General features: G+C 71.7%; 19 protein-coding genes. 11 read left to right on the top strand and 8 right to left on the bottom strand.

Going from position 1 to position 24,486, the window contains the following annotated elements:
• Nucleotides 1-124 precede the first annotated feature (124 nt).
• Nucleotides 125-2,908 carry a helix-turn-helix transcriptional regulator gene (locus tag ACMXN5_RS34890; RefSeq protein WP_439678899.1) on the bottom strand — a complete coding sequence of 928 codons (2,784 nt, stop codon included), beginning with the start codon at nucleotides 2,906-2,908 and terminating at the stop codon, nucleotides 125-127.
• Between the two features lie 180 nt (nucleotides 2,909-3,088).
• Between ACMXN5_RS34890 and ACMXN5_RS34885 the strand changes: the two genes are divergently transcribed.
• Nucleotides 3,089-4,003: an MBL fold metallo-hydrolase gene (locus ACMXN5_RS34885; RefSeq protein WP_439678898.1), complete on the top strand. Its 915-nt coding sequence runs from the start codon at nucleotides 3,089-3,091 to the stop codon at nucleotides 4,001-4,003.
• A gap of 13 nt (nucleotides 4,004-4,016) precedes the next feature.
• Nucleotides 4,017-5,504, top strand: coding sequence for a carboxylesterase/lipase family protein (locus tag ACMXN5_RS34880; protein WP_439678897.1), 1,488 nt, complete (start codon nucleotides 4,017-4,019; stop codon nucleotides 5,502-5,504).
• Between the two features lie 68 nt (nucleotides 5,505-5,572).
• On the opposite strand, the gene rph is transcribed toward ACMXN5_RS34880, so the two are convergent.
• On the bottom strand, nucleotides 5,573-8,173 hold the full coding sequence (gene rph, locus ACMXN5_RS34875) for a rifamycin-inactivating phosphotransferase (protein ID WP_439681348.1): 2,601 nt from the start codon (nucleotides 8,171-8,173) through the stop codon (nucleotides 5,573-5,575).
• A gap of 347 nt (nucleotides 8,174-8,520) precedes the next feature.
• Here rph and ACMXN5_RS34870 point away from each other — a divergent pair, with 347 nt between their 5' ends.
• Complete coding sequence (locus tag ACMXN5_RS34870) at nucleotides 8,521-9,012, top strand: peptidylprolyl isomerase (protein WP_439678896.1); 492 nt, start codon at nucleotides 8,521-8,523, stop codon at nucleotides 9,010-9,012.
• 99 nt (nucleotides 9,013-9,111) lie between these two features.
• Here ACMXN5_RS34870 and ACMXN5_RS34865 read toward each other — a convergent pair whose 3' ends face one another.
• Both ACMXN5_RS34865 and ACMXN5_RS34860 read right to left on the bottom strand, forming a co-directional pair.
• A complete protein-coding gene (locus ACMXN5_RS34865) occupies nucleotides 9,112-9,474 on the bottom strand; it encodes a 2,4'-dihydroxyacetophenone dioxygenase family protein (RefSeq protein ID WP_439678895.1) in 363 nt (120 codons plus the stop codon).
• Nucleotides 9,475-9,501: 27 nt separating this feature from the next.
• A complete protein-coding gene (locus ACMXN5_RS34860) occupies nucleotides 9,502-10,443 on the bottom strand; it encodes a carbohydrate-binding protein (RefSeq protein WP_439678894.1) in 942 nt (313 codons plus the stop codon).
• Between the two features lie 282 nt (nucleotides 10,444-10,725).
• On the opposite strand from ACMXN5_RS34860, the gene ACMXN5_RS34855 reads away from it, so the two are divergent.
• From ACMXN5_RS34855 to ACMXN5_RS34830, 6 genes are all read left to right on the top strand, one after another.
• On the top strand, nucleotides 10,726-11,511 hold the full coding sequence (locus ACMXN5_RS34855; RefSeq protein ID WP_439678893.1) for a Stf0 family sulfotransferase: 786 nt from the start codon (nucleotides 10,726-10,728) through the stop codon (nucleotides 11,509-11,511).
• Nucleotides 11,512-11,573: 62 nt separating this feature from the next.
• A complete protein-coding gene (locus ACMXN5_RS34850) occupies nucleotides 11,574-11,741 on the top strand; it encodes a hypothetical protein (protein ID WP_380007676.1) in 168 nt (55 codons plus the stop codon).
• Between the two features lie 25 nt (nucleotides 11,742-11,766).
• A complete protein-coding gene (locus ACMXN5_RS34845; RefSeq protein WP_439678892.1) occupies nucleotides 11,767-13,794 on the top strand; it encodes a B12-binding domain-containing radical SAM protein in 2,028 nt (675 codons plus the stop codon).
• Nucleotides 13,791-15,557 (top strand): multinuclear nonheme iron-dependent oxidase, encoded by a 1,767-nt coding sequence (locus ACMXN5_RS34840; protein WP_439678891.1) that lies wholly within the window; start codon nucleotides 13,791-13,793, stop codon nucleotides 15,555-15,557. The genes ACMXN5_RS34845 and ACMXN5_RS34840 overlap by 4 nt, the downstream gene beginning before the upstream one ends.
• A gap of 5 nt (nucleotides 15,558-15,562) precedes the next feature.
• Nucleotides 15,563-17,461, top strand: coding sequence for a RiPP maturation radical SAM C-methyltransferase (locus ACMXN5_RS34835; RefSeq protein WP_439678890.1), 1,899 nt, complete (start codon nucleotides 15,563-15,565; stop codon nucleotides 17,459-17,461).
• The gene (locus ACMXN5_RS34830) at nucleotides 17,451-18,137 is read left to right on the top strand and encodes a DUF5825 family protein (protein ID WP_439678889.1); all 687 of its coding nucleotides are present in this window, start codon (nucleotides 17,451-17,453) and stop codon (nucleotides 18,135-18,137) included. The genes ACMXN5_RS34835 and ACMXN5_RS34830 overlap by 11 nt, the downstream gene beginning before the upstream one ends.
• 288 nt (nucleotides 18,138-18,425) lie before the next feature.
• Here the strand turns inward: ACMXN5_RS34830 and ACMXN5_RS34825 are convergent, their stop codons facing one another.
• The 4 genes from ACMXN5_RS34825 to ACMXN5_RS34810 form a co-directional block, all read right to left on the bottom strand.
• Complete coding sequence (locus ACMXN5_RS34825) at nucleotides 18,426-18,851, bottom strand: ROK family protein (protein ID WP_439678888.1); 426 nt, start codon at nucleotides 18,849-18,851, stop codon at nucleotides 18,426-18,428.
• A gap of 103 nt (nucleotides 18,852-18,954) precedes the next feature.
• Entirely contained in the window at nucleotides 18,955-19,902 is a 948-nt protein-coding gene (locus ACMXN5_RS34820) for a pyridoxamine 5'-phosphate oxidase family protein (protein WP_439681347.1), read from the bottom strand.
• The gene (locus tag ACMXN5_RS34815; RefSeq protein ID WP_439681346.1) at nucleotides 19,808-20,125 is read right to left on the bottom strand and encodes a methyltransferase domain-containing protein; all 318 of its coding nucleotides are present in this window, start codon (nucleotides 20,123-20,125) and stop codon (nucleotides 19,808-19,810) included. The genes ACMXN5_RS34820 and ACMXN5_RS34815 overlap by 95 nt, the downstream gene beginning before the upstream one ends.
• A 204-nt stretch (nucleotides 20,126-20,329) precedes the next feature.
• The gene (locus ACMXN5_RS34810) at nucleotides 20,330-21,034 is read right to left on the bottom strand and encodes a hypothetical protein (protein ID WP_439678887.1); all 705 of its coding nucleotides are present in this window, start codon (nucleotides 21,032-21,034) and stop codon (nucleotides 20,330-20,332) included.
• A gap of 280 nt (nucleotides 21,035-21,314) precedes the next feature.
• Here ACMXN5_RS34810 and ACMXN5_RS34805 point away from each other — a divergent pair, with 280 nt between their 5' ends.
• On the top strand, nucleotides 21,315-21,935 hold the full coding sequence (locus ACMXN5_RS34805; RefSeq protein WP_380027591.1) for an L-threonylcarbamoyladenylate synthase: 621 nt from the start codon (nucleotides 21,315-21,317) through the stop codon (nucleotides 21,933-21,935).
• 178 nt (nucleotides 21,936-22,113) lie between these two features.
• Nucleotides 22,114-24,426, top strand: coding sequence for a HelD family protein (locus ACMXN5_RS34800; protein ID WP_439681345.1), 2,313 nt, complete (start codon nucleotides 22,114-22,116; stop codon nucleotides 24,424-24,426).
• Nucleotides 24,427-24,486 lie beyond the last annotated feature (60 nt).

Below are 24,486 nucleotides of genomic sequence, written 5' to 3'. Positions count from 1 at the left end.
GTTCCCGACGGGGACAAGTCGCAGGGCTTCTTCCGGTTCGGCGCCGGGACGGGGCGAAAACCGACGGCGTCCGAGCGTCGCCGAGCAGGTGTCGGGGCGACGTGCGGCGATGCGAGGTGTGGCCTCAGTCCCGGCGGTCGGGGGCCGCGTGCGCGTTGTCGATGAGGTCGCGCAGCTGGGAGCGGGTGGTGACGGCCAGCTTGGGGAAGCTGCGGTACAGGTGCGAGCCGACCGTGCGCGGGGACAGGAACAGCCGCTCGCCGATCTCGCGGTTGGTCAGTCCGCGGGCGGCGAGCCGGATGATCTGCTGTTGTTGCGGGGAGAGTTCGGCGAGTGCGTCGGGCGCGGAATCGGTGACGTCGAGGCCGGCGGCGCGCGCCTCGGCCCGGGCCCGCTCGATCCACGGGCGGGCGCCCAGCCGCCGGAACGTCTCCAGGGCCTCGGCGAGGGGCACCCGTGCCTCGGCGATGCGCCGACGCCGGCGCAGCCACTCGGCGAAGTCCAGGAGGGTTTGGGCACGTTCGAACGGCCGGTGTGCCGACTCCGGGTCGGCCAGGGCCGCGCGGAAGTGCGGCTCGGCGTCCTCGGGGTCGGCCAGCAGACCACGAGCCCGCTCGATGAGCGCACGCAGGCGGGGTGAGGCATCGGCGCCGAGCGTGTGTGCGGCGCGCTCGACGATGCCGGCCACCTCGTCGCGCCGGCCGGTGCGTACCGCCACCGCGGCCAGATCCGCCAGCGCCGGATAGGCGGCGTGGTAGTGCGCGGGCTCGCCGTCCGCGGTGAAAACGGCGCGGAGTTGGTGGTACGCGTCTTCGTGTGCGCCCTCCGCGAGGGCCGCCGCGCCGAGGGCACGACGGGCGTAGACGGCGACCGAGCGGCTCTCCGCCGGGTCGATCAGGGCAAGCGCCTCCTCGGCCCGGACGCGGGCCGCCGCCGGGTCCCCCTGGTAGGCGAGGATCGTGGCATCCACGGCAGCCGCGCACGCCACCGCGTGGTCGAGGCCGGCCCTCGCGCCGAGTGCTCCGCTGCGGGCACACGCCTCCCGGGCCCGCCCCCACCTGCCCAGTTCCACATAGCTCCAGGCGGCCGCGCCGCCCAGCCCCTCCGGCAGCGGTCCGCGTACGCCCCAGTGGTCGAATGCCTCGTCGAAGGCGCGGACGGCCTGCGCGGTCTCGTCCAACAACCACGCCATGACGGCGAACGCGGTGAGCCGGTCGGGGCGGCGTCGCGCCTCCGCCGCGAGGCGCGGCAGCAGGGACAGCAGTTCGGCCCGGTTGTCGAAAGGGTCGGAGACCGCCCGAATCCAGACGCGCAACCACGACGCGTCGTCGGGGATGCCGGCCAGGACGTCGCGGACGCGTCGCCGCTGCGCGTCCTCGCCGCGGTAGAAGCGGACCACGGCGGCGGAGGCCACCAGGTCGAGCGCCGTGCCGGGGCGGGTGGGGGCCGATTCCTCGGCGGCGTCGGCCAGTCGGGCGAAGACGACGGTGTGCCGCACGGTCAGCGTGGCCAGCCGGCCGAGCTCGCCGGCGGCGCGGGCCAGGAGCGACGCGTCGTCGGTGCGCGCCCGTACCTCGGCGGCCAGCTCCTCGACCCACGGCAGGTCCCCGGTGAGCGCGGCGGCCGAGGCGGCCTCGACCAGGAGCCGGGCGCCGTCCTCGCGCGGTGCGAGGTGTGCGGCATGGTGCAGGGCCTCGGCCGCCGCCGCGTGGCCGCCGCGACGCCGGGCCCGGTCGGCGGTGCGCTCCAGCTCCGCCGAGACGGCCGCGTCCGGCGGCGTGCTCGCGGCGGCGAGGTGCCACGCGCGCCGGTCGGGCTCGCCCCGCAGCGCCTCGGCAAGCGTGCGGTGGGCGGCGCGCCGGGCCTCGACGGGGGCGGCGTGATAGACGGCCGAGCGGGCCAGGGGGTGGCCGAACCGCGCACCCCGACCGGTGCGCCGGATCAGCCCGACCCGTTCGGCGGGCCCCCACACGGCGGCGTCCTCGGGCCCCGGGAGGGTGGCCGGGGCGGCGATGGCGGAGTCGACGGTGTCCATGGCGGCCAGGAGCAGCACGGCCTGCGCGGTCGTGGACGGCAGATCGGGCAGGCGAGCCGCGAACAGGCGTTCCAGGTGCTCGGTCAGCGGGAGCGGCCCGCCGGCGGGCGACCCGGCGGCCGATTCGGGTGCGCCCGCCGCCCGCGCCAGCTCGATGAGCGCCAGCGGGTTGCCGTCGGCCTGGGCCAGGATCCGGGCCCTCGTCCGGCCGGTCGGGCGTTGCGGCTGTAGGTCGAGCAGACGACCCGCCGCGGCGTCGTCCAGCGGTCCGAGAGTCAACGTCGGGATGTGCCGGTCGAAGCCGGGCAGGTGATCGCCGGTGCGGGCGGCGACCAGCATCGTGACCGGTTCGCCGGCCGTCCGTCGGGCGGCGAAGGACAACGCGTCCAGGGACGCGCGGTCGAACCACTGCGCGTCGTCCAGGACCACGAGCACCCGCCCCTGCTCCGCCAGGGCGGACAGCAGGCCCAATACGGCGACGCCGATCAGCATCGGGTCGGTGTCCGCCGGGATCGGACCGGTGCCGAAGGCGCCGTACAGCGCGGCGCGTTGCCGCTCCGGCAGGTCGTCCACCTCGGCCGACACCGGACGCAGCAGTTGATGCAGGGCGGCGAACGCCAGGCTCGACTCGGACTCGCTGCCGGCCGCCCGAAGGACGCGGGCGTCGTCGGTCTCGGCCGCGCGCACGACCCGGTCCAGCAGGGCGCTCCTGCCCATCCCCACGTCGCCGAGCAGCAGCAGGAGCTGTTCCGCCGAGGCGGGGTCGAGCGTGTGCAGCAGGCGGGCCGCCTCCCGGTCGCGGCCGACGAGCGGCTCGGCGGGTTCCGGGTGCGATCGGGTGCCCGGACGGGGGGTGCCTGCGTGCGTGCTCACGGGTCTCCGGTGATCGGGCCCGTCGCTCGACCGAGCCGTCCTGCCTGGTCGCCCCCAGGCTACAAGCGGGCGGGCCGACGCCCCGCGCGGTGCAGTCACGTGACGGATACCGGAGCCGACCGGGCCGTTCGTACGCTTTCGGAAAGCCCCTCGAATGTATAAGGAAGCCAGGGAATACCCATGGAACAGATCGAACTCGGCGACGTCACCATCACCCGGATCCGGGAATACTACGGATCCGTCGACATGACCCCGCACGCCTTCTTCCCGGAAAGCTCGAAGGAGGTCTGGACGGACGAGTCCCCCTGGCTGGATCCGCATTTTCTGGATTCCGAGACCAATATCGTCAATTCCGCGATCCAGACCTGGCTGCTGCGCAGCGAGGGCAGGACCATCCTGGTCGACACCGGCGTGGGCAATCACAAAGAGCGTCCGTACGCCCCGGTCTGGAGCCGACTGGACACGGACTTCATGGTCAATCTCGCCCGCGCCGGTGTCGCGCCGGAAGACGTGGACATCGTGATCAACACGCATCTCCACATCGACCACGTCGGCTGGAACACCCGACTGGACGGGCGGGAGTGGGTGCCGACCTTTCCCAACGCCACCTACCTGATGCCGAAGGACGACTTCGACTTCTGGAACCCCGAGAACGGCCACGAAAGCGTATTCGGCCGCGGCAACCAGAACGTCTTCGAGGACAGCGTGGCCCCGGTGCACCGGGCCGGCCGGACGCTGCTGTGGGAGGGCAGCCACCGCATCGACGCCCACCTGCGCCTGGACGCGGCTCCCGGACACACGCCCGGCTCCTCCGTCCTGACCCTCACCTCCGGGACGGACCGCGCGGTGTTCGTCGGCGACATGCTGCACAGCCCGGTGCAGGTGCTCGAACCGCACGCCAACAGCTGCTTCTGCGAGGACCCCGCGGGCGCCCGGGCCACCCGCCGCAAGGTATTGGGCTGGGCGGCCGACCACAACGCCCTGGTGATCCCCGCGCACCTGGCCGGCCACGGCGCGGCCGAAGTCGCGCACGAGGGCGCCGGGTTCGCGATCAAGGGTTGGGCCCCGTTCACCCCGTACACCGAGCGGGACTGAGGAAGGCATCGTCGTGTCGCACATCGTCACCACCACACACGGGACCGTGCGCGGTCCGCGCCGGGACGACGGCATCGCCGTCTTCCGGAACATCCCCTACGCCGCGCCGCCGCGCGGCGCGGGCCGATTCGCCGCTCCGCGACCGCACGAGCCGTGGCCCGGCATCCGCGACGCCGGCGCGCCGGGACCCAATGCCCCCCAGGCCGAGCGCAGGCTCGGCCGGGTGGACATGTCCCCCTACTTCGGGGCCGGTTGGAGCCGCGGGGAGGACTATCTCACCGTCGACGTCCATACCCCCGCCGATGCGATCGCCGACGGCGGACGGCCCGTCATGGTGTTCGTACACGGGGGCGGATACGTCGCCGGGTCGACCCGGTCCGCGCTGTACGACGGGTCCACGTTCGCCCGCGACGGCGTCGTGCTCGTCACCGTGAACTACCGCCTCGGCATCGCCGGGTTCCTCGACATCCCCGGCGCCCCCGCCAACCGCGGGCTGCTGGACGTGGTGGCCGCGCTGCGGTGGGTCCGGGACAACATCGCCGCGTTCGGCGGTGATCCGCGCAACGTCACCCTCTTCGGCCAGTCGGCCGGGGCGACCATCGTCGGCGCCGTCCTGGCCGGCCCGGAAGCCGCGGGCCTGCTGCGCCGGGCGATCGTGCAAAGCGGCAGCGGCCTGGGCGCGTTCACGCCGGAGCAGGCCGCCCGGGTCACCCGGGCGGCGGCCGAACACCTGGGCATCGAGCCGCACGTCGACACGTTCGCGGACATCGACGACGAACGCCTGGTCGAGGCCGCCTCCCGGCTCTCCGGCCTCGACCTGCGGACCGACACCCACCACGACCCGCTGCTCGGCCTCGCCCCGTTCGGCCTGGTCCTGGACACCCAACCCGCCGAGTCCGTGGCCGCCGGGCTCGGCGCGGACGTCGACCTGCTCGTCGGGACCAACACCGAGGAGGGCAACCTCTACCTGGTTCCGGTGGACAGCTACGCCGACTCGACCGCCGCCGACGTCGACGACACGGCCGCCCGCGCGCACCCCGATCCGGGGCAACTCGTCGAGACCTACCGGAAGTCGCGCCCCGAGGCGGGCTTCGGCGAACTGCGCTCCGCCATCCTGGGCGACGCGCTGTTCGGGGCGGGCAGCCGCGCGCTGGCCGACGCCCATGCCGCGCACCCGCGATCGGCCACCCACGCCTACGAGTTCGCCTGGCGCTCACCGGCGCTGGACGGCCGCCTCGGCGCCACCCACACGGTGGAGGTCCCATTCGTCTTCGACCTCGCGCACCTGCCCGAACTCCGTGGACCAGCGGCCCTGTTGGGCCCGGCCGATCCCCCTGCGGAGCTGGCTCGCCGCATGCACGCGGCCTGGATCGACTTCGCCCGCACCGGCGACCCCGGGTGGGATTCCTACGACCCGGAGCGCCGGGCCACGATGCGCATCGACAGCACGTGGACCCAAGTCGACGCCCCACGCGACGAGGAGCTGCGGGCCTGGGCCTGACGCACGGGTGACGGGGATCCGGGCCGGAGTTCCGGCGCCGGATTCCCCGCCGGCGCGGTGGTCGGGAGTCAGGACAGGATCTCGACGTAGCCGTCGGTGCCGTGGACACGGATCCGCTGCCCGTCGCGGATCAGCCGGGTTGCCTGGTCCACGCCCACGACGGCCGGCAGGCCGTACTCCCGGGCGATCACCGCGCCGTGCGTCATCAGGCCGCCCACCTCCGTCACCAGGCCCGTGATCCCGACGAACAGGGGCGACCAGCTGGGGTCGGTGTGGGCCGTGACCAGGATGTCGCCCGCCTCGAGATCGGCATCCGCCATGTCCAGGACGACCCGGGCCCGACCCTCGACGGTGCCGGCGGAGACCGGCAGGCCCACCAGGGCACCGTCCGGCACGTCGTCGCGGCGGTAGGACCCGTTGACGGCCTCGCCGTCGGAGGTGAGCACCCGGGGCGGGGTGAGCGCGTGGTACGACCGGAAGGCGTCCTTGCGCTCCCGGATGAGCCGATCGTCCACTCGGTGCGAGCGTACGACGTCGTGGAGTTCCTGGAACGTGAGGAAGTAGGCGTCCTCCCGATCGGCCAGCACGCCGGCCCGCACGAGGTCGTCGGCCTCGGCCAGCAGGGCCTGCTTGTAGACGAAGTAGCGGGTGATGATGCCGTACTTCGGGTATTCCCGGTATCCGATGAAGGTGCGGACCCGGTCGATCATACGTTTGGTCTCGTCGGCCTTTCGGTCCCCGTCGGGCAGGGTTCGCAGACGCGCCAATACGTCTCGTTCCTTCGCCAGTGCCCGCTGCCGGCCCTCCTCGAACCGCCTTTCGGCGGCGCCGGGTTCGAAGTTCTTCACGTGGTCGAGGATCACCGGGACGAGTGTGGTGGGGCGTTCGCGCCACCTCGGCCTGGTGATGTCGATCTCGCCGACGCAGCGCATGCCGTACCGGTCGAGGTAGGACTCCACGGCGTCGCGCGCCTCGTCCCCGCCCGCGAGCTTGGGCAACTCGTCCAGGAAGTCCTCGCCCTCGACACCCCGCAGGTAGGCGACCACCTCCGGGTGCGGGCGGATCACGTCGGCGACGTCGAGCAGCGCCAGGCCCATCTCGGAGGTGACGTTGCCGGGGGCGGACAGGGTGAGCGTGTCGGCCGCGTTCTTCTCGCCCAGCCACTCCCACAGCTTGTCGTTGAGCCACCACGTGGCCTCCATCCCCGCCATGATCGCCCGAAGGCTCAGCGGATCCCCGAGGGCCCGCTTGTGCTCCGCGAAGGCCTCCGCCAGGAAGTCGAACAGCGCCGGTCCGGACTTGCTCCGGATCTCGCGCCGCAGGGCGTCGACGGACGTCCGGCTGCGCTCGATCAGCTCGGCGACGATGGCCGGATCCGTCTCGATCGGGGTGGGCGCCGGGTCGACGATCAGCGGCTCGGGCGGACCCGCGTCCGGGAGCGACGGAACGAAGCCGTCGTGCTCCAGGACGGTCTCCAGCGCGTCCCTGACCAGCGGATCGCCGCGCCCGACGAGGTCCAGGAAGGCGGTGCGGCTCGTGGGCGAGGCCAGGCGGCGGGTGACGTCGACGAACAACCTCCCGCCGGCCGTGGACATCGGGGCCATGGCCGTCAGCTGCCACACGGACAGTCCCAGGGGCTTCATGGGGTCGGTCATCATCTGCCCGTGGCCGACCGAGACGTAGACGTGGTTGTCCCGGTCGTCCCTCTCGGGAATGGGGAACAACGTCGTGATCGGCCGGCTCTGCACGATCCGGAAGCCGTCGTCGTCCAGACACCACTCGATGTCCTGCGGCCGGCCGAAGTACGCCTCGATCCGCCGACCGAGCCGCACCAGTTCCAACACCCGCGCGTCGGTCAGAGCCGGCTGCCGCCGCCGGTCGGGGGCGATCGCCACCTCGTGCGTGCCGCCGCCCGGCACGGCGTGGAGGGCGCGCCGCTTGTCGGCGATCGTCCTGGCGACGATCTCGCCCTCGCGTACCGTGAACACGTCCGGGTTCACCAGGCCGGAGACCAGCGCATCGCCCAGGCCCGGGCCGGCGTCGACGGTGGCGACCCTGCGGTTGCCCGTGACGGGGTCGGCGGTGAACAGGACACCGGCCGCATGCGGGAAGACCATCCGCTGGACGACCACGGCCATGTGGACCGCACGATCGTCGATGCCGTTGCGCCGCCGGTAGGCCACCGCCCGCTCGGTGAACAACGAGGCCCAGCACCGGCCGACATGACGCAGGATGGCCGTCGGCCCGACCACGTTCAGGTACGTGTCCTGCTGGCCCGCGAACGAGGCCGTCGGCAGGTCCTCCGCAGTCGCGCTGGATCGTACGGCGTAGCCGGCCTGCTCACCGAACCGGGCGAGCGCGCCGGTGATCGCGGTCGCGACATCGTCCGGGACGGCGATCTCCTCGATGGTCCGGCGGATTTCCGCGCTCAGCGTGCGGATCTCCTCCCGGTCGTCCGGGTTCGAGCGGGACAGTCGGTCCAGCAGTTCGTCGAGCGACGGCGCCTGCGCGACGACTCGCCGGAAGGCGTCCGTGGTCACACAGCAGCCGGCCGGCACCCGGACGCCTTCGATCCCGGAGAGTGCGCCCAGGTGTGCGGCCTTGCCGCCGACGAGGGCGACCATCGTCGCGTCGATCCCGCCGAGATCCGATACGTAGCGGTCGCTCACCGCGATACCTCCGAGACAGTCCTGCTCTGGTGTCTCCGCATCGCCGGTGCCGCCGGCGTCGTCGAACCTGTTGTCGGGCACGTCCTCATCCCTCGTTGTCGTCCTTCCCATTTCCGCAGGCAGTGGCCACGGCGGACGATTCTGCGCCCCGACGGGGGCCTTGCCGCAAGCCCCCGGGTGCGCTATAAGTTGAGAGAGGCAGGGAGAGGAATCTCCTTGCCTTCGCTGTTTCGCGGGGTGGGGGCGTGGCGTACGGGCCCTCGCGGGCCGTCGGCCGGGATTCCGGTCGGCCGCCCCCGTCGGTGTCGGTACACGGCGGCGGCTTCGGCACTGCGTACGATGGCCGGATGATCAAAGTACTGCTGCGGACCTCGAGCGGGGACATCACCCTGGAGCTCGACGAGTCGAAGGCTCCGAAGTCGGTGGCGAATTTCGTCGACTACGTCAAGGCCGGTCACTACGACGGCACCATCTTCCATCGGGTGATCCCGGGCTTCATGATCCAGGGTGGCGGCCTGACCGCGGACATGGAGAAGAAGCCGGCGCCGAACGTGGTGGAGAACGAGGCCAAGAACGGTCTGCGCAACGACAAGTACACGGTGGCGATGGCGCGGACGTCGGATCCGCACTCGGCCAGTGCGCAGTTCTTCATCAACGCCGCCGCCAACGAGTTCCTCGACTATCCCGGTCAGGACGGCTGGGGCTACGCGGTGTTCGGCAAGGTCGTGGACGGCGAGGACGTGGTGGACGCCATCGAGGGCGTGCCCACCACGTCGAGGAACGGCAGCCGCGACGTGCCGGTGGAGCCCGTGACGATCGTGTCGGCGCAACTGGTCTGACCGCCGAGGACGGTGCCCGGCAAGTTCGGGTGTGCAGGCCACGAGCGCGCCGGGCACTTCCGTCTCCCCGACCGGGCGGCGGCGGGCGTGGCCCGGGGCTCAGCGGAAGAGCGCGTCGACGTATGCGGCGCCCAGGCCCACCTTCGTGTAGTGCCGGCGGCACAGGGCGATGTAGTCGTGGACGTCGAAGTAGCCGGTGGCTTCACCGTTTTCGTCCAACCAGACGAGCGGACCCTGCACGATGAACATGGTCTTCATCGGTTCGTCGCTCTCATAGGCCACGAGCGTGTGGCCCTCGCCCGGGGCCTCGTACACGAAGTCGCCGGCGGAGGCGGTCCACGGGCGTTCCAGGTAGCCCCACTTGCCGGAGATGGTGTACGCGAACACCTCGTGCGGGTGGTAGTGCCGGTTGACCAAGCCGGTCTCGGCGTGGGCGAAGCGCCGGACGGGGGTCGAGCCCACCCGTCCGGCGCCCGGTCGTGCGGACGATCAGGGGTGCACCGTCCAGTGGTGGTTCTGCGCGGCTCGGGTGAAGGTCAGCGACGGGCACAGGTAGTCGCTGCCGCGCGGGCTGGTGCTGGTCCACGGCGAGTCGGTGGGGGTTGCGAGTTGCCACGCGCCGCCCCGGCGGAGCTTGATGTCGGTGCTGTCGAACGTGGTATTGCGGGCCTCGGTGCAGTAGTAGCCCTTACCGGTGGCGGGGTTGACCGTGGCGTAGATCTCGAAGATGTCCCAGCCGTAGTTGAGAGCGCTCTGGTCGGTGCCGGACGAGCGGAACAGCGACTCCCACGCCTGGGTCTTGTAGTTGTACAGGAACGACGACCACGCGTTGCCCGAGGTCGCGTCCTTGCTCAACTGCACGCTGTAGGAAGTGATTCCGTTGACGGTGGTGGTGTACTTCGCCAGGAACGCGGCGTCCACCTTCACGGTCTTGGCGGGGCCGCTCGTGCCGCACCAGTCCCACGCCCAGATCTCGGCGCCCTGGCTCCAGTAGGCGGTGACGACCTCCATGCACGAGTTCAGTGCCTTGGTGGTCGGGGCGTAGGTGAAGTTCTGCGAGTTGCTCACCCTGTACGAGGGATCCACGCTGTGCGTCGCGGTGATGCCGTCGTGGGTGCCGGCCTGCGGGAAGATGCCCCAGAAGTTGTGCGTCGGCGCGAGGCTCGCGCCGGAGGCGGCCGTCGCGGCGCTCGGGGTGCTCGCGGAATCCCCGGACAGGGCCGCTCGCAGCTTGGCGCGCTGCTCGACGAAGGCCTGAACGGCCTTGTCACGCCCGGGAGTCGGCGTGTCGGACGAGTTCTGCGCCACGACCCCTCGGTGTGGCGCGGTGGGGGAGGGAACAGCGCCGGACGGTCGCGCGCCGGTCGCGCCGGCGGGCCCGGCCGGAGCCAGTGCGAGAAAGGCGACGAGGGTGGCGATCAGAGTGGTCACCAGGCCGATGGGGAAGGGACGGGGACGTAAGCGTGGTGTGACGCGGCGAGACATGCGTCTCCTCGGGAAGGGGGGAAGGGGTGTGGAACCGGAGGACGCGCACCGCCGCAGGGTCCGAACCAACCACCGTCGAGCGGGACGTTCTCGTACAGCTCCGGTCGGGACGGCCTCAAGGTAGGGGACGGTTCCGCTCCGGGGGTAATCACATCTGCCGATAGCATCACAAGAGCCGTGCGTCACAGGGGTGTTCGTGGACGGCGGCGAGGAGCGGGAGTGGTGGTCGTGGCGCTGCGATACTCGACGAACGGTGAGCAGTACGACTTCCCGCCGTTCGCCGGCCCGCCGCCGGTTCGCTACGTCCTGGCGTCGAGCCCGCGCTGCGGCAGCAACATGCTTGCCCGTGCGCTGTGGCATACCGGCGTGGCCGGCTTTCCCGAGGACTACCTGGCCGACGCCCACGTCCTCGACTACTTCGAACGTCGGGGATTCGACGCCGACGATCCGGACGGGCTGCCCGCCGCCCATGTCCGCGCCCTGATGCGGTGCCGGACCAGTCCCAACGGCGTCTTCGGCATCAAGGTGCACGCCGGCCACCTGGCCGCCCTGGAGGTCGACCCGCACGAACTGCTGTGCGCGCCGCGCTACATCCACATGGTGCGCCGGGACCGCCTGCGGCAGGCGATCTCGTACACCGTGGCCGAGCAGACCGGCGTGTGGATCGTCGACGGAACCCACCTGCCGACGGGGCGGGCGAGTTCGACCCCCCGCTACGACCACGACGGCATCCGCCGGCACCTGCGCATGCTCGATCACGACGCGGCGACCTGGGCGCGGTACTTCGACCGCCACCGCGTCACACCCCACGTCGTCGTCTACGAGGACCTGCTCGCGAGGTACGAGGACGGAGTGCGGGGGTGTCTGGCCTTTCTCGGCGTCGAGGCGCCCGAGCGCATTCCCGCGCCCGGTATCGCACGCCAGGCCGACGAGACGACGAGCCGCTGGGTCGCGCGCTTTCTCGACGAGGCCGATTCCTCCGAGCGGAACTTGCTTTTGTCGTACGGCTGTTGACACACCACCGCACACCGCTACCGTGAAGGCGTCAGCCACCATCGCACGCCAGGGGAGGGATCATGAGTGTTGCACCGCCCGAGGTGACGGTAGAAACCGCCGCCGACGAGGAAGAGTTCGCCGAGCTCGACGACCTCGAAGTGATCGAGACCAGCGAGTTGAAGGTCGGTGGGGCGTACCACTCCTACACCTACATCGCGGCGAACAACGAGGAAGACGTCTCCATCTGAGACCCCGGACTGCCGAGGTGGGAATGTGCCGTCCGAACGGGCAGGCGGCGGTGATCGGGTCGACGTCCTCCTGATCTTTCCGCCGCAGACCGAGGCCAGGTTCTTCCCGTACCTGAGCCTGCCCTACCTGACCGGCCACCTGCGGCGTCGGGGTCGGCGCGTTCACCAGGCCGATCTCAACATCGGCCTGGTGCACGACGTGCTGCGACACCCGGAGACGCTGACCGCCGCGGTCGCGGCCCGTGGCGGCACCGGTCTGGACGGCTGGTACCGGCAGGCCATGGCCGACGTCGTGATCCGGCACGCGGGCGAGATCCGCGCCCGGGTCATGGAGCGACCGGCCGACGCGCCCCACGAGCTTCAGGATCCCCAAGTAGCGCACACGCCCCCCGCGTTCGACGCGCTGCGGCTCGCGCGCAACGCCGTCGAGCTGCTCGTCGGCGACACGCTCCTCACCCGGACCTGGCGCGACCTCGGCCAACTCGACGCCGGCGTGCGCGTGGCCGCCGAGGCGCCGCCCGCCGCGTCCGGTGTCGCGGTCGAGCGGCTCCACCGGCACGTCGTGGACCTGCTGGCTCGATACCGGCCCCGCGTGGTCGGCCTGTCCGTGGCGTTCTTCAGCCAGTTGGCACCGGCGCTGCTGATCGCCGCCTGGGTGCGGCGGCTGCGACCCGACGCACACATCTGCCTCGGCGGCCAGCAGGTGATGCTCCGTCACCAGGACTTGGCCGGGCTGGCCGGCGTGCGCCGCACCGTCCACGCCCTGTGCCACACGGCCGGCGAGGAGCCGCTGGAACGCTGGCTCGACGCGCTGGACGGGACCGTCGCGCAGGCCGACGTACCCGGCATGACCTGGCTCTCACCCGACGGCGCCGCGCAACACTCGACGCGCCCGGTACGACTGCGGTTTCGCGACCTCGGCCCACCCGACTTCGCCGACCTGCCGATCCACGCCTACCTCTCGGAGACCACCCAACTGGCCATCGTGTCCTGTGTGGGCTGCTACTGGGGGCGGTGCGCCTTCTGCTCCTACGGCAATCGTTCCCTGGCCCGCGGCGGCTACCAGCAGGGCACCCCCGCGCAACTGGCCGACGCCGTCGAGTCGGTGGTCCGGGACACGGGCGCCGAACTCGTCGCGATCGCCGACGAGAACACCAACCTCCGGTTGATCGCGCGGGCGATGCGGCTGGCGCGGGCCCGCGGTGTCCGGGTGCGTTTCGATGTCCGTGCCCGCCTCGAACCCGGCCTGCTGGAGCCGGAGTTCTGCCGCGAGCTGGCCGACCTCGGCTGCGCGCAGATCGCCATCGGCTACGAGGGCACCTCGCAGCGCCTGCTCGACCTGCTGGACCGGGGGGTGCGCGCGGCCGACTACCAGCGCATCGTCGACAACCTCGCCGACGCGGGCATCACCATGCGGCTGTCCGTGATGGGGCACGTCCTCGACGAGACGCCGGACGAGTTCGAGGAATCCCTGCGCTTCCTGACGGACAACCAGGACCGGATCGGCATCGACGCGCTGGAACTGCTGATCGCCGAGCCCGGAAGCCGGCTCGCCAGGCACCCCGAGCACTTCGGCCTGGCGCTGGACACCTCCGGGCCGCTCACGGGCAATCCGGAACTCAACTACCTCGGCGGCCGGGTCGGTTATCCGATGGCGGTCGGCGGCGGCCCCGCCCGAGCCGAGGCGCTGGATCGACTGGAACGGGTCTTCCGCACGGTCACCCCGGGCCGGGCCGGCCGGCTCTCGCCCCCGAGCAGCGCACCGGCGACCGGCCCGCGCGAGGCCGAACTGGTCGGGCCACACCCGTGGGTGCGTATCGTCCCCGCCGAACTCGACGGCGTCCACGACCGGATCGCCATCGCCGATCTGGCTCGGGAGCGCTTGTACGCGCTACCGCGCCGCGACGTCGCGCAGCGTGCCGACGGCCTGCTCGCGGCGCGCACCGCACACGGCCGGCTGCTCCTCGGCCGCCTGGTCGGCGCGCTGGCCGGCCGACCCCATCCGGGCACCACCACCGAGGCGGACGTCGAGTACGCCGGGAGGCCGTCGTGACACCAACGTCAGCCACCACGACCAGGCTGGGTCTGGGCCTGGTCATGGACATGCCGTGGAGCGGAGGCACCCTGGGCAATCGGGGCATCGGCTTCGTCGAAACGCCCGACGGCGGCGACATCTCGCCACGCGTGCGCGCGTTCTTCCGGCGCCACGGCCACGACTTCGCCTACGCCTGCCCCTCGTTCCAGCCGCGTTCGCGGGCCGCCGTACGCATGGCCGACTACGCCCCCGCCTACGACCGCTTCTTCGCCGAACTGCCCACCGGAACCCGCCGTGCGCTGCACCAGACCGAGCTGAACATGGGCTCGCCCGAGCGCTACGACCGCGGCCCCACCATCGAGTTCACCAACGAACTCACCGCCCGCCACGACCTGTCCTGGGTGGTCGAAGACCTCGGGATCTGGAGCCTGCGCGGCTGCCCGCTGCCGTATCCACTGCCGCCGCCGCTGACCGAACGCGGCCTGGAGATCGCCACCGCCAACACCGCGGACACCGCCCGTCGCCTGGTGGCGCCGCTGCACGTGGAGTTCCCCGGCTTCACCGAGGGCGGGTCCTTCCACCTCGGCGGCCTCGACGCGTTCGCATACTTCGCCAGGCTGGCCGACGACGCCGACGTGTGGGTCACCCTCGACGTCGGCCATCTGCTCAGCTACCAGTGGCTGCGCGGCCGTACCGGCCGCCACATGCTCGACGGGATCGAGGCCCTACCCCTCGACCGCTGCCGCGAGCTGCACCTGTCGGGCTGCCAGATCGTCGGCGGCAAGTTCCGCGACCTGCACCACGGCGTGCTGCTGGACGAGCAACTACAGCTCACCGAATACCTGTTGCCGCGCTGCCCGAATCTGCTCGGGGTCAGCTACGAGGACCCGATGTACCGCGACGACGGCCGGCTGGTGGAGCGGTCCCGGCCCAACTTCGAGCGGCTGCGCGACCTGGCCGACGCGTGGCGGCGTGGCGACGACCGCTTCGTCGGCACCTCCGCGCCACCGCGCGAGACGACCTCCGCCCCGCCGGCGACCGGCACGGGCCTGGCCGGCGGGCCACTCGCCGACCTGCTCATGCGTCTCCTGCTCGACCGCGACCTGCGCGCCCGCCTGGCCGACGAAGGCGCCGCCGAGGTGGCGACGAACCCGGGCGAGCTGGAGTGTCTGGAAACCGTCGAACTCGACGAACTCGACGCCGCCGCCCGCCGGTTCCGGTCCCGGATCTGGCGGCTGGGCCGCGACGGCGGGCTCGCCGGCTCGTTCCCGCGCAGCCTGCACACGCTCCGCGCGGCCGGCCACGACGACGCCGACCTGCTCGACGGGTTCCTGACCTCGACCCACTTCGGCGCCTTCCGGCTGGTCCCGCACCTCGGTCCCGGCCTGTCGGTGGAGGAGGCGTTCGCGCGATTCCTGCTCGACCTGCCGGAGGCGACCGCCACGACCGTGCGCGAGACCGTCGACCACGAACTGATGCTCTCCCTGTTCACCGCGCTCTGCCACGAGCAGCCGCTGTCGTTCCTGATCGGAGTCGAGGGCGTCGTGCGCACCGACCACGGCCACGCGGCGCTGCGCCGGTATACCCGGGCGGCCATCGCGGGCTGGGGACCGGGCGTGGCCGGCCCCCCGGAAGAGACCACGCTCTACGCGTACTTCGCCACTCCCGCCGGACTCGCGCACGGCCCGGTCTCCGCGCGGGTGGCCGCGGCGTTCGAGACCACCCCGACGCCCGCGGGCGATGCCGCCCGCGCCGCGCTGAGCCGGCGCGGGCGCTGGTGAGCGGCATGCGCGTGGTGCTCGTGGACATGCCGTGGTCGTCGATCGACATGCCGTCGTTGGCGCTCGGCATCCTGCGGCGCCGCGTCCTCGACGTCTTCCCCGACGCCCACGTCGAGGTCGTGCACGCCAACCTCGACTACGTCGACTGGCTGGTCGCGCATACCGGCTTCACCGCCGAGGAATACGAGTTCTGCGCCAACTCCTACTTCTCCGGGCTCAGCGAATGGATCTTCTCGGCCGCGCTGAACGACCGCCCGCGCTGGCAGGTACCGGAGTTCACCGCCCGCCTGGCCGGTCGAGTGCCCGACGGCATGATCGCCAGGGCGCTCGAACTGCACCACCTCGCGCCGCGGTTCGTCCGCGAGACCGCCGCCCGGATCGTCGCCGAGGCGCCGGACGTGGTCGGCTTCACCACCACGTTCGCGCAGAACGCCGCGACATTGGCGGCGGCGCGCGTCGTCAAGGAACTGGCGCCGCACACGCTCACCGTGTTCGGCGGCGCGAACTGCGACGGCCCGCAGGGCGCCGCGCTGCACCGCAACTTCCCGTACATCGACGCCGTCGTGCGCGGCGAGGGCGAGGCCGCGTTCCCACAACTGCTCGCCGCCACCATCGACGGCGACCGCGACGAGAAGGCACTGGCCGACATCGCGGGCCTGTGCCGGCGCACGTCGGACGGCGCGTGTGTGGTCAACCCGATGGAGGCCGCGCCGCTGCCCCCGGGTGCGCTCGTCGCGCCCGACTACGGCGACTACTTCGAACGACACGCAAGGTCGACTGCCGGATCCTGGGTCGAACCCCGGCTCGTCGTCGAGAGTTCGCGCGGCTGCTGGTGGGGCGCGAAGCACCACTGCACGTTCTGCGGACTCAACGGCTCGTTCATGGAGTTCCGCAGCAAGGACCCGGGCCGGTTCGTCGCCGAACTCCTCGCCCTGGTCGAACGACACCGCATCCTCGACGTGTGGGTCACCGACAACATCATCGACATGGCCTACCTCGGCTCGATGGCGCCGCGCCTCGCCGAGTCCGGATACGACCTGCGCATCGGCTACGAGATCAAGTCGAACCTGCGCCGGGACCAACTCGAAACCCTCTACGCGGCCGGGATCAGCCATGTGCAACCGGGAATCGAGAACCTGAGCAGCAAGGTGCTGCGGCTGATGGACAAGGGCGTGACGGCCTGCCGCAACGTGCGGCTGCTGCGCGACGCGGAGACGGTCGGGACCGAGGTGAGCTGGAACCACCTCTACGGTTTTCCCGGCGAGACCGACGGGGACTACGACGACGTGATCGACCAACTCCCCGCGCTGCACCACCTCATGCCGCCCGCCGGTGCCACCCGGGTCAAGGTCGAGCGCTTCAGTCCGTACTTCGACCGGCCCGAACTGGGCTTCGGCCCACCCCGACCGGCCGCGCACTACCGGCACATCTACGACCTGCCCGAGACGGAACTCGCCGATCTCGTCTACATCTTCGATGTGCCCCGGCGCGGCATCTCGACGGCCTGCCTGGACCGGTTGCGGCCGGCCATCGCCGACTGGATCGCCGCGCATCCGCGCAGTCGGCTCACCCACCACGACCTTGGGGACCGCATCGTCCTGGTCGGCACCCGACCCGGCTTCGACTGGCACCTGCTCGAACTCGTCGACCCGATCGAGACGACGGTGTTCCGGCTGCTCGACACCCCGCACAGCCCGGCGGCGCTGCTGCGCAAGACCGCCGCGCGCCACGACGGCGTCACCGCGACGGCCATCGAGGACCTGCTGACCCGATGGCGCTCGCTCGGCGTGGTCTTCGCCGAAGGAGGCGAGGTCGTCCAGGTCGTGCCGGCCGCGCGCAACCCGGCGCCGATCCGGCCGCGCCGGCCGACGCTCGTACCCACCTCGGCCGCCGATGAGCACTGACCTCCCGCCGGTACGGCTGGCCCTGTGGCGCGACCGCGACCCGGAGGCCACGCGGATACCGGGGATGTACCTCGGCGAGGCGGACGTCGCCGGCGACCCCCTGGACGAGGTTGCGCGGCTCGCCGCAGGCGGTGCGGGCCTGGCCCGGCTGCACGCCGCGATCGACCTGTCCGACGGCGGGAGCGAGGCCGGCGGCGCGGCGTCCGTGGCGGGACTCGTGGTCGTTCGCGAACTCACCGCGCACGGCATCGCCGTCGACTGGACGCTCCGCCCGCCCGCCGGCCCCTGGGACTGGCGCCTGCTCGGCCACCTGCACCCGCCGACCACCGTGATCGACGGAGACGGAGACGGAGACGGAGAAGGCGACCGAGACGGCGACCGCCTCGCCGCCGCCTGGCGTGACGAGTTCCGCCCCGCCAAGTTCGGCTACCGCCACGGCCCCGGCTTCATCGAGGTCCGCGACCACCGCGCCGACCCGTTCCGCCGCCTGGTCATCCGCAACCCCCGCTACGCACAGGTCATCGAGCCGCTGCTGCGCGGCGTGGCCACGACGGACCTGACCGAAGCGGTGACCGCGCGCTACCACGACGCGGGCCTGCTGCACCGGGTGGGCCGATACGTGTGGTGGACCCCGTACCGCGTCCGCCACAGCCCACACGGCACGGGACCGCCGTAATCGCGGCAGCGGCACCGGTCCGAGACGCCGAAAACGCCTGGGCCGGACGAACGCGATTCGTCGTGCGTCCGCGTCGGTCACACCACGCTCACGGCCGTGCGCGGGCAGCCAGTCGGCGAACCACGTCGGATGTTCCATCGGCACACGGGGCACGCCTCACTCGGCCGGCAGTGCCCCGATCGGCGATTGTCGCCACACCACATCCGCAGGCGCGGCCGTTCGCCCGCAGGATCGTGTGGCCCAACCCGCCGGCCCGCCAGTGCGCGCCGACGAACGGCCGTCCGCCGATCATGATCGCCGCCCCACCCCGGTACCGATCGGCACGAACAGGAAGACGTCGTGGCCGACGCCGGCGCGCACGTCGTGCCCGAGCGCCACCGGCAGGCCCAGCCGCTCGGCCACCCGGTCGCGCAGCGGCACGTCGCGCCACCGGAAGGCGGAGGAGAACACGGCCACCCCCGCCGCCTCGTCCACCACCCCGCAGGCGGCGACCCCGACGGCGCGCACCACGGCGCCGCGCCGGGTCGCCTCGGCCACCGAGGCGGCGGCGTGGTCGAGCACGTGGTCCACCACGGCGTCGGGGCCCAATTCGCGCCCGCTGCGGTGCCGGCCGACGAATTCGTGGGTGCCGTCGCGGCCGATCAGCGCCGACTTGAAGGCGGTGCCTCCGAGGTCGAGACCGAGCACGACGTCCTCACCGGCATACGTCCGCATGACCGTGACTCCTCACTCGGGGTGGCCGTTCCGGCCCACCCGCGCGTCCCCGAGGGCGTCACAAGGCGCCCGGGCCGCCGGGGCGCCCGATTCGTCCGGTTGCTCAGTCGGCGGGCAGCAGCTGCGCGGTGCTGAACGGAACGGTCACGCGGTGACTGACGAGGCCACCGTGTACGGGGTGGCCGTCCGGGTGCAGTAGGGAGTAGGCGTCGATGCGGGCGCGGTACAGCCGATTGGGCGACGCCCCGCGGAAGTCGTCCGCAGGGCGCTCGCGCTTCACCCGCACCTCCGGGTCGGGGTAGCGCCGCGCGTAGTAGACGGCGCAGCCCTCGGCGACCTCGTCGTCGCTCAGTCGCCGGGCGGTTCCGCTGCTGAACAGGGCCTGGTCCGTCCCGGTCGTGCCGAGGTCGTAGGCCAGCACCGAAACGGCCGGATTCTCGTCGATGTTGCGTGAGTGCCGGGAGTCGGCGGCCGATATCCAGTAGAAGTGGTCCTCGAAGTCCCAGGCGTGCGCCAATGGCGTCATCCACGATTCACCGCCCCGAGAGGCGGTCCCCAGGGTGAGATAGCGAACAGATCGCAGAACGTCTCCGGCGATGACTCGAAGATCCTCATCGGACAACGGCACGTGCACCTCGTCCTGTGCATTGTGCAATCGATCAAGGGCCGGCGGCCGAAAGGCCGAATTCCGAGGCGGCTTGGCAAACCCCCGCCGGATGGGCGTGGCGTCGGCGACGATCCGTCGCTCTTTGACTACTCTGGGTGCTCGGATGTATCGCGTGTCGCGGCTTCCGTTGCAGCTCACGTCGTAGTCTTCGTCCCATTCCCCGTAGCGGCTCGCGTTGCCGGTTATGTTGCAGGTCGCGTTGCAACTCCCGTTGTATCTCCTGGTGATCGCCGCTGTCGGGGCCCGGTCCGGAGCCAGGTGGTGTGCTTGTGCGTGACGAACGCGTCGGTCAGGTACGGGATGTCCATCGGGTCGGGGCGGTCCGCCAAGTGCGTGCGCAGGCGGGCGAAGAAGACCTCGTGCTCGGCGCGAGCGCCTCGGCATCCGACTCGTCACGCTCGTTCCACAGCAGCACCAGGCCGCCGCCCGGGCGCAACACCCGAGCGATCTCGCGCAGCGCGGCGGGACCGTCGAACCAGTGGAAGGCCTGCGCGACCACGACCGCGTCGAACGACGGCCGGGGCCGAGGTCGACCGCGCCATGCAGATACCCGATCACCTCGGGGCGGTACGCGGGCCGGGCCCGGTGGTAACGGTCGGCGCCGGATCCGAAGCCCCTGCGGGCAAGCTCACTCATGTCCACGGCACCGCATGGGCGGGCGATTCCCAGACCGGTTCGCAGCGGATTTCGGGTGCGCCAGGGGGCGTTGCCGACCGAACGTTTGCGTCTTCGGCGGGGTGGAGTAGAGGGGGTGGAGCAGCCGGGGTGGCTCCACCATCGCGCCGTGCGACCGGCGGGGCTCGGCGGGGTTCTACTCGTGGGCGCTGATCTCGCCGCCCGCGCTCAGCACGATGTATATGCCGTTGGCGACCGCGCCGGCGTCGTGCTGGTTCGCTTCCAATGTGCCGTAGTCCGCACCCCCGTTGCCGAGGATCCGCGCACGGAAGCGGAGTTCGCCGACCTTGGTGACCTCGGCCGTCCAGCCGCCGGGGAGTTGGAAGGTGCCCGGACCAGTGTGTTCGCCGCCCATCCAGGAGTGGATCGTGCCGTCCATCGAGAGCACGACGAACATGCCGTTGGCGTCGAGCCCGGCGTCCGTGTCGTTGGTTTCGAGCGTGGCGAGGACCTGGCCGCCGTTGACGATCTTGGCACGGTAGCGCTGGGCGCCGAGACTCTCGATCTGGGCAGTGCTGCCGTCCACGAGGGTCTTGCCACCGCCCGAGGAGCCGCCGCCGCCCTTGGGCGTCGTGGCCGGCGGGGTGCCGGTCTTCGGGTTGGTCGTGCCGGCCGGCGCGCTCGCACCGGGTGCACCGGGTGCGGCGGCCGTCGCGGGCGGGGTGGCCGGGACGGGCGGCGGGGTGTTGTCGCCCACCTTGGCCGTGGCGGCCGGCGCGGTGTTCTTGTCCTTGTCGTCCGAGTTGCACGCCGTTGCGGTGGGAATCAGCAGGGCCGCCGCCAGCACGGCGCCGGCCAGCGTATGGACGGTGTTCGTACGGCGGATCGTTACGAGGGACATGCGACTTCTCCCGAGCAATTGGTATCGAGGACGCACACGTTGCCCACTCCCTCGGGTGTTGGGACGGGAGGCGGTGGCGCGCCGTGCAAGATCGACGTTAGCCCGGAAGACTCGACGAATTGGGTCCCGCCATGTCACCGGATTGCTACGCCTCGGATCGTGCGGCGGCCCCACAAGTGACACCGGGCAAGCCCCTCATCCCTCGACCTCCGCCGCGACGGCCGCCGCCGGGTGGTGGGCTTTGGTCGGGGGCGCGGCCCGGCCCCCGTAAGGTCTGCGCATGGCGAAGTATTTCGATGTGCATCCCGAGAACCCCCAGCAACGCACCATCGGCAGTGTGGTCGACCTGATCCGCGGCGGGTCGCTCGTCGTGTACCCGACGGATTCCTGTTTCGCACTGGGATGCCAATTGGGCAACCGTGAGGGCATCGCCCGGATTCGCGCGATCCGCGAGCTGGACGACCGGCACCACTTCACCCTGGTGTGCGAGAGCTTCGCCCAGCTGGGCCGGTTCGTACACCTGGACAACGACGTGTTCCGGGCGATCAAGGCGTCGACCCCCGGCCCCTACACCTTCATTCTCCGTGCGACGTCGGAGGTGCCGAAGCAACTGCTGCACCCGAAGAAGAAGACGGTCGGCGTGCGGATTCCCGACCACGTCGTCACCCAGGCCCTGCTCGCCGAACTCGGTGAGCCGATCCTGTCCAGCACGCTGCTCCTGCCCGGCGAGGAGGAGCCGCTGACGCAGGGCTGGGAGATCAAGGAACGGCTCGACCACGTGGTGGACGCCGTGGTCGACTCGGGCGACTGCGGCACCCAACCGACCACCGTCATCGACTTCTCCAGCGACGAGGCCGAGATCGTCCGCCGCGGGGCGGGCGACACCGCACGCTTCGAGTAGCGCCACCCCGGCCGCTCGGCGACGGACCGGGCGGCACACGGAAAAGCCCCGGACGACTTGACGTCCGGGGCTTTTCGCGAGGTATATTTGGTGGTTCTGAATACCGATTCCGAATGGTATTCGGAAAGCTCAATGACGACATGATATCCGTCCGGGAGTCGAATTGTCAAACGCCGAATTGCGACACGAGCAGGAATTCGTCGATGTGCTGTATGCGCACCTCGCGGACCTGCGTGCCCGGACGGAGGCCGCCGTCGAGAGCGCGCTCGGGCGCGAGCACGACGGCACCCGGCAGGCACGCGTCGAGCGGGACATCGCGGTCTTCGAGCAGTCGGGCCTGCTGGCGGCGTTGGACGCCGGTGCGAACGGCCTGTGTTTCGGCCGATTGTTGTTCCGCGACGGCGCCGACCACCACATCGGGCGCATCGGGATCCGCCGCGACGACGCCGAGCACACGCCGTTGGTCATCGACTGGCGTGCCGATGTCGCCCGGCCGTTCTATCTGGCGACCGGGCACGCCCCGATGGGGCTGCGGCGCCGGCGGCACATCACCACGTCCGGGCGCCGGGTCACCGGGCTGCACGACGAGATCCTGGACCTCACCGACGCCACCCGCACCGGCTTCGAGGGCTCGGACGCCGACGCCGTGCTGCTCGCGTCGCTCGACGCGGCCCGCACCGGGCGCATGCACGACATCGTGCAGACGATCCAGGCCGAGCAGGACCGGATCATCCGCGCGCCGCACGGCGGGGTGCTCGTGGTCGAGGGCGGCCCGGGCACCGGCAAGACCGTCGTCGCGCTGCACCGCGCGGCGTACCTGCTGTACGCGAACCGCGAGCAGTTGACCCGCCGCGTCGTGCTCGTGGTCGGCCCCAACCCCGCCTTCCTCGGCTACATCGAGGACGTGCTGCCCTCCCTCGGCGAGACGGGCGTGCAATTCGCCACCCCCGGCGAGCTGTTCCCGGGCGTAACCGCTACCGCCGTCGACACCCCGGAGGCGGCGGAGGTCAAGGGCCGTGCCGCGATGGCCGAGGTGTTGCGCCGCTTCGTGGCCGACCGGCAGACGGTGCCCGAGACGCCGTTGTTCATCGAGCACGACGACGGCGACCTGTACCTCGACGCGGCGATCGCCGAGGCCGCCCGGAGCAAGGCGCGGGCGACGCTGCTGCCGCACAACCTCGCCCGCCCGGCGTTCGCGTCGCGCGTGATCGACGGCCTGACCGAGCAGTTGGTGGACCGGCTCGGTGCCGACCCGTTCGGCGGGCCGAACTTCCTCGGCTCGGGCGAGATCGCGCAGTTGTCGATGTCGGTCGCCGAGAGTCCGGCCGTCCAGGCGGCCATCGACGAACTGTGGCCGCGCCTCACGCCGCAGGAACTGGTCGCGGACTACCTCGCCGAACCGGTCTACCTGTCCGACGAGGACGCGGCGGCGATCCGGCGGCCGATCGGGTACGACCCGGTCTTCGGGACCCGCGATCCCGTCGAATGGACCGTCGCCGACGTGCCGTTGCTCGACGAGGCCGCCGAACTCCTGGGCGAGGACGACTCGTTGGCGCAGGCCCTGGCCGCGGCCGAACGCCGGCGGCGGATCGCGTACGCGCAAGGCGTGCTCGACCTGTCCTACGGCTCGCGCACCCAGGAGTTCGAGGATCGCGACGACGAGGAGTCCGAGGTGCTGAGCGCCCACGACCTCGTCGACGCCGAACGCCTGGCCGAACGCCAGGAGGAACTCGACCACCGCACCTCCGCCGAACGCGCGGCGGCGGACCGTACCTGGGCGTACGGCCACATCGTGGTCGACGAGGCCCAGGAACTGTCCGCGATGGCCTGGCGGTTGCTGATGCGGCGCAGCCCCACCCGGTCGATGACCCTGGTCGGCGACCCCGCGCAGACCTCGGAGCCGGGCGGGTGCGGCTCGTGGGAGCGCATCCTGGTCCCGTTCGTCGAGGGCCGCTGGGAGCGGGTGCGGCTGGGCGTGAACTACCGTACGCCGACCGAGATCATGGAGGTCGCGGCCGATGTCATGCGGGCCGTCGACCTCGGATTCGAACCGCCGGACTCGGTGCGCTCGACCGGCGTGAAGCCGTGGTCGCGGCACACCGCGGACCTGCCGGCGGCCGTGGCGTGGGCGGTCGCGCACGAAGGGGTCGCCCCGGAGGCGGGTCCGGGGGACGCGACCGGCGGCGCCGACGCGCGGGTTCCGGTCGACGGCCGCGTCGCCGTGATCGCGCCGCGCGAGCTGATCGACACGCTGGCGACGGCGATCCCGCACGCCGAGCGAGGCGTCGAGCCCGACCTGACCCGGCCATTGGTGCTGCTCGATCCCAAGCAGGCCAAGGGCCTGGAGTTCGACGCGGTGATCGTCGTGGAGCCGGCCGCGTTCGCCTTGGCGGACCTGTACGTGGCCCTGACGCGGGCGACGCAACGCCTCGGCGTCGTCCACACCCGCGACCTGCCGCCCGGCCTCACCGGTCTCGCCCAGGCGGGCTGACCGGGGCGGGTGCCGGCCACGCGCTCGACAGGCACGTGGCCGGCACCCCACCCGGCGCCC

Source organism: Embleya australiensis, from assembly GCF_051903075.1.
In the GTDB taxonomy this organism is placed as follows: domain Bacteria; phylum Actinomycetota; class Actinomycetes; order Streptomycetales; family Streptomycetaceae; genus Embleya.
The sequence above is the reverse complement of the archived record's forward strand: the minus strand, read 5'-3'. Positions and strand labels throughout refer to the sequence as shown.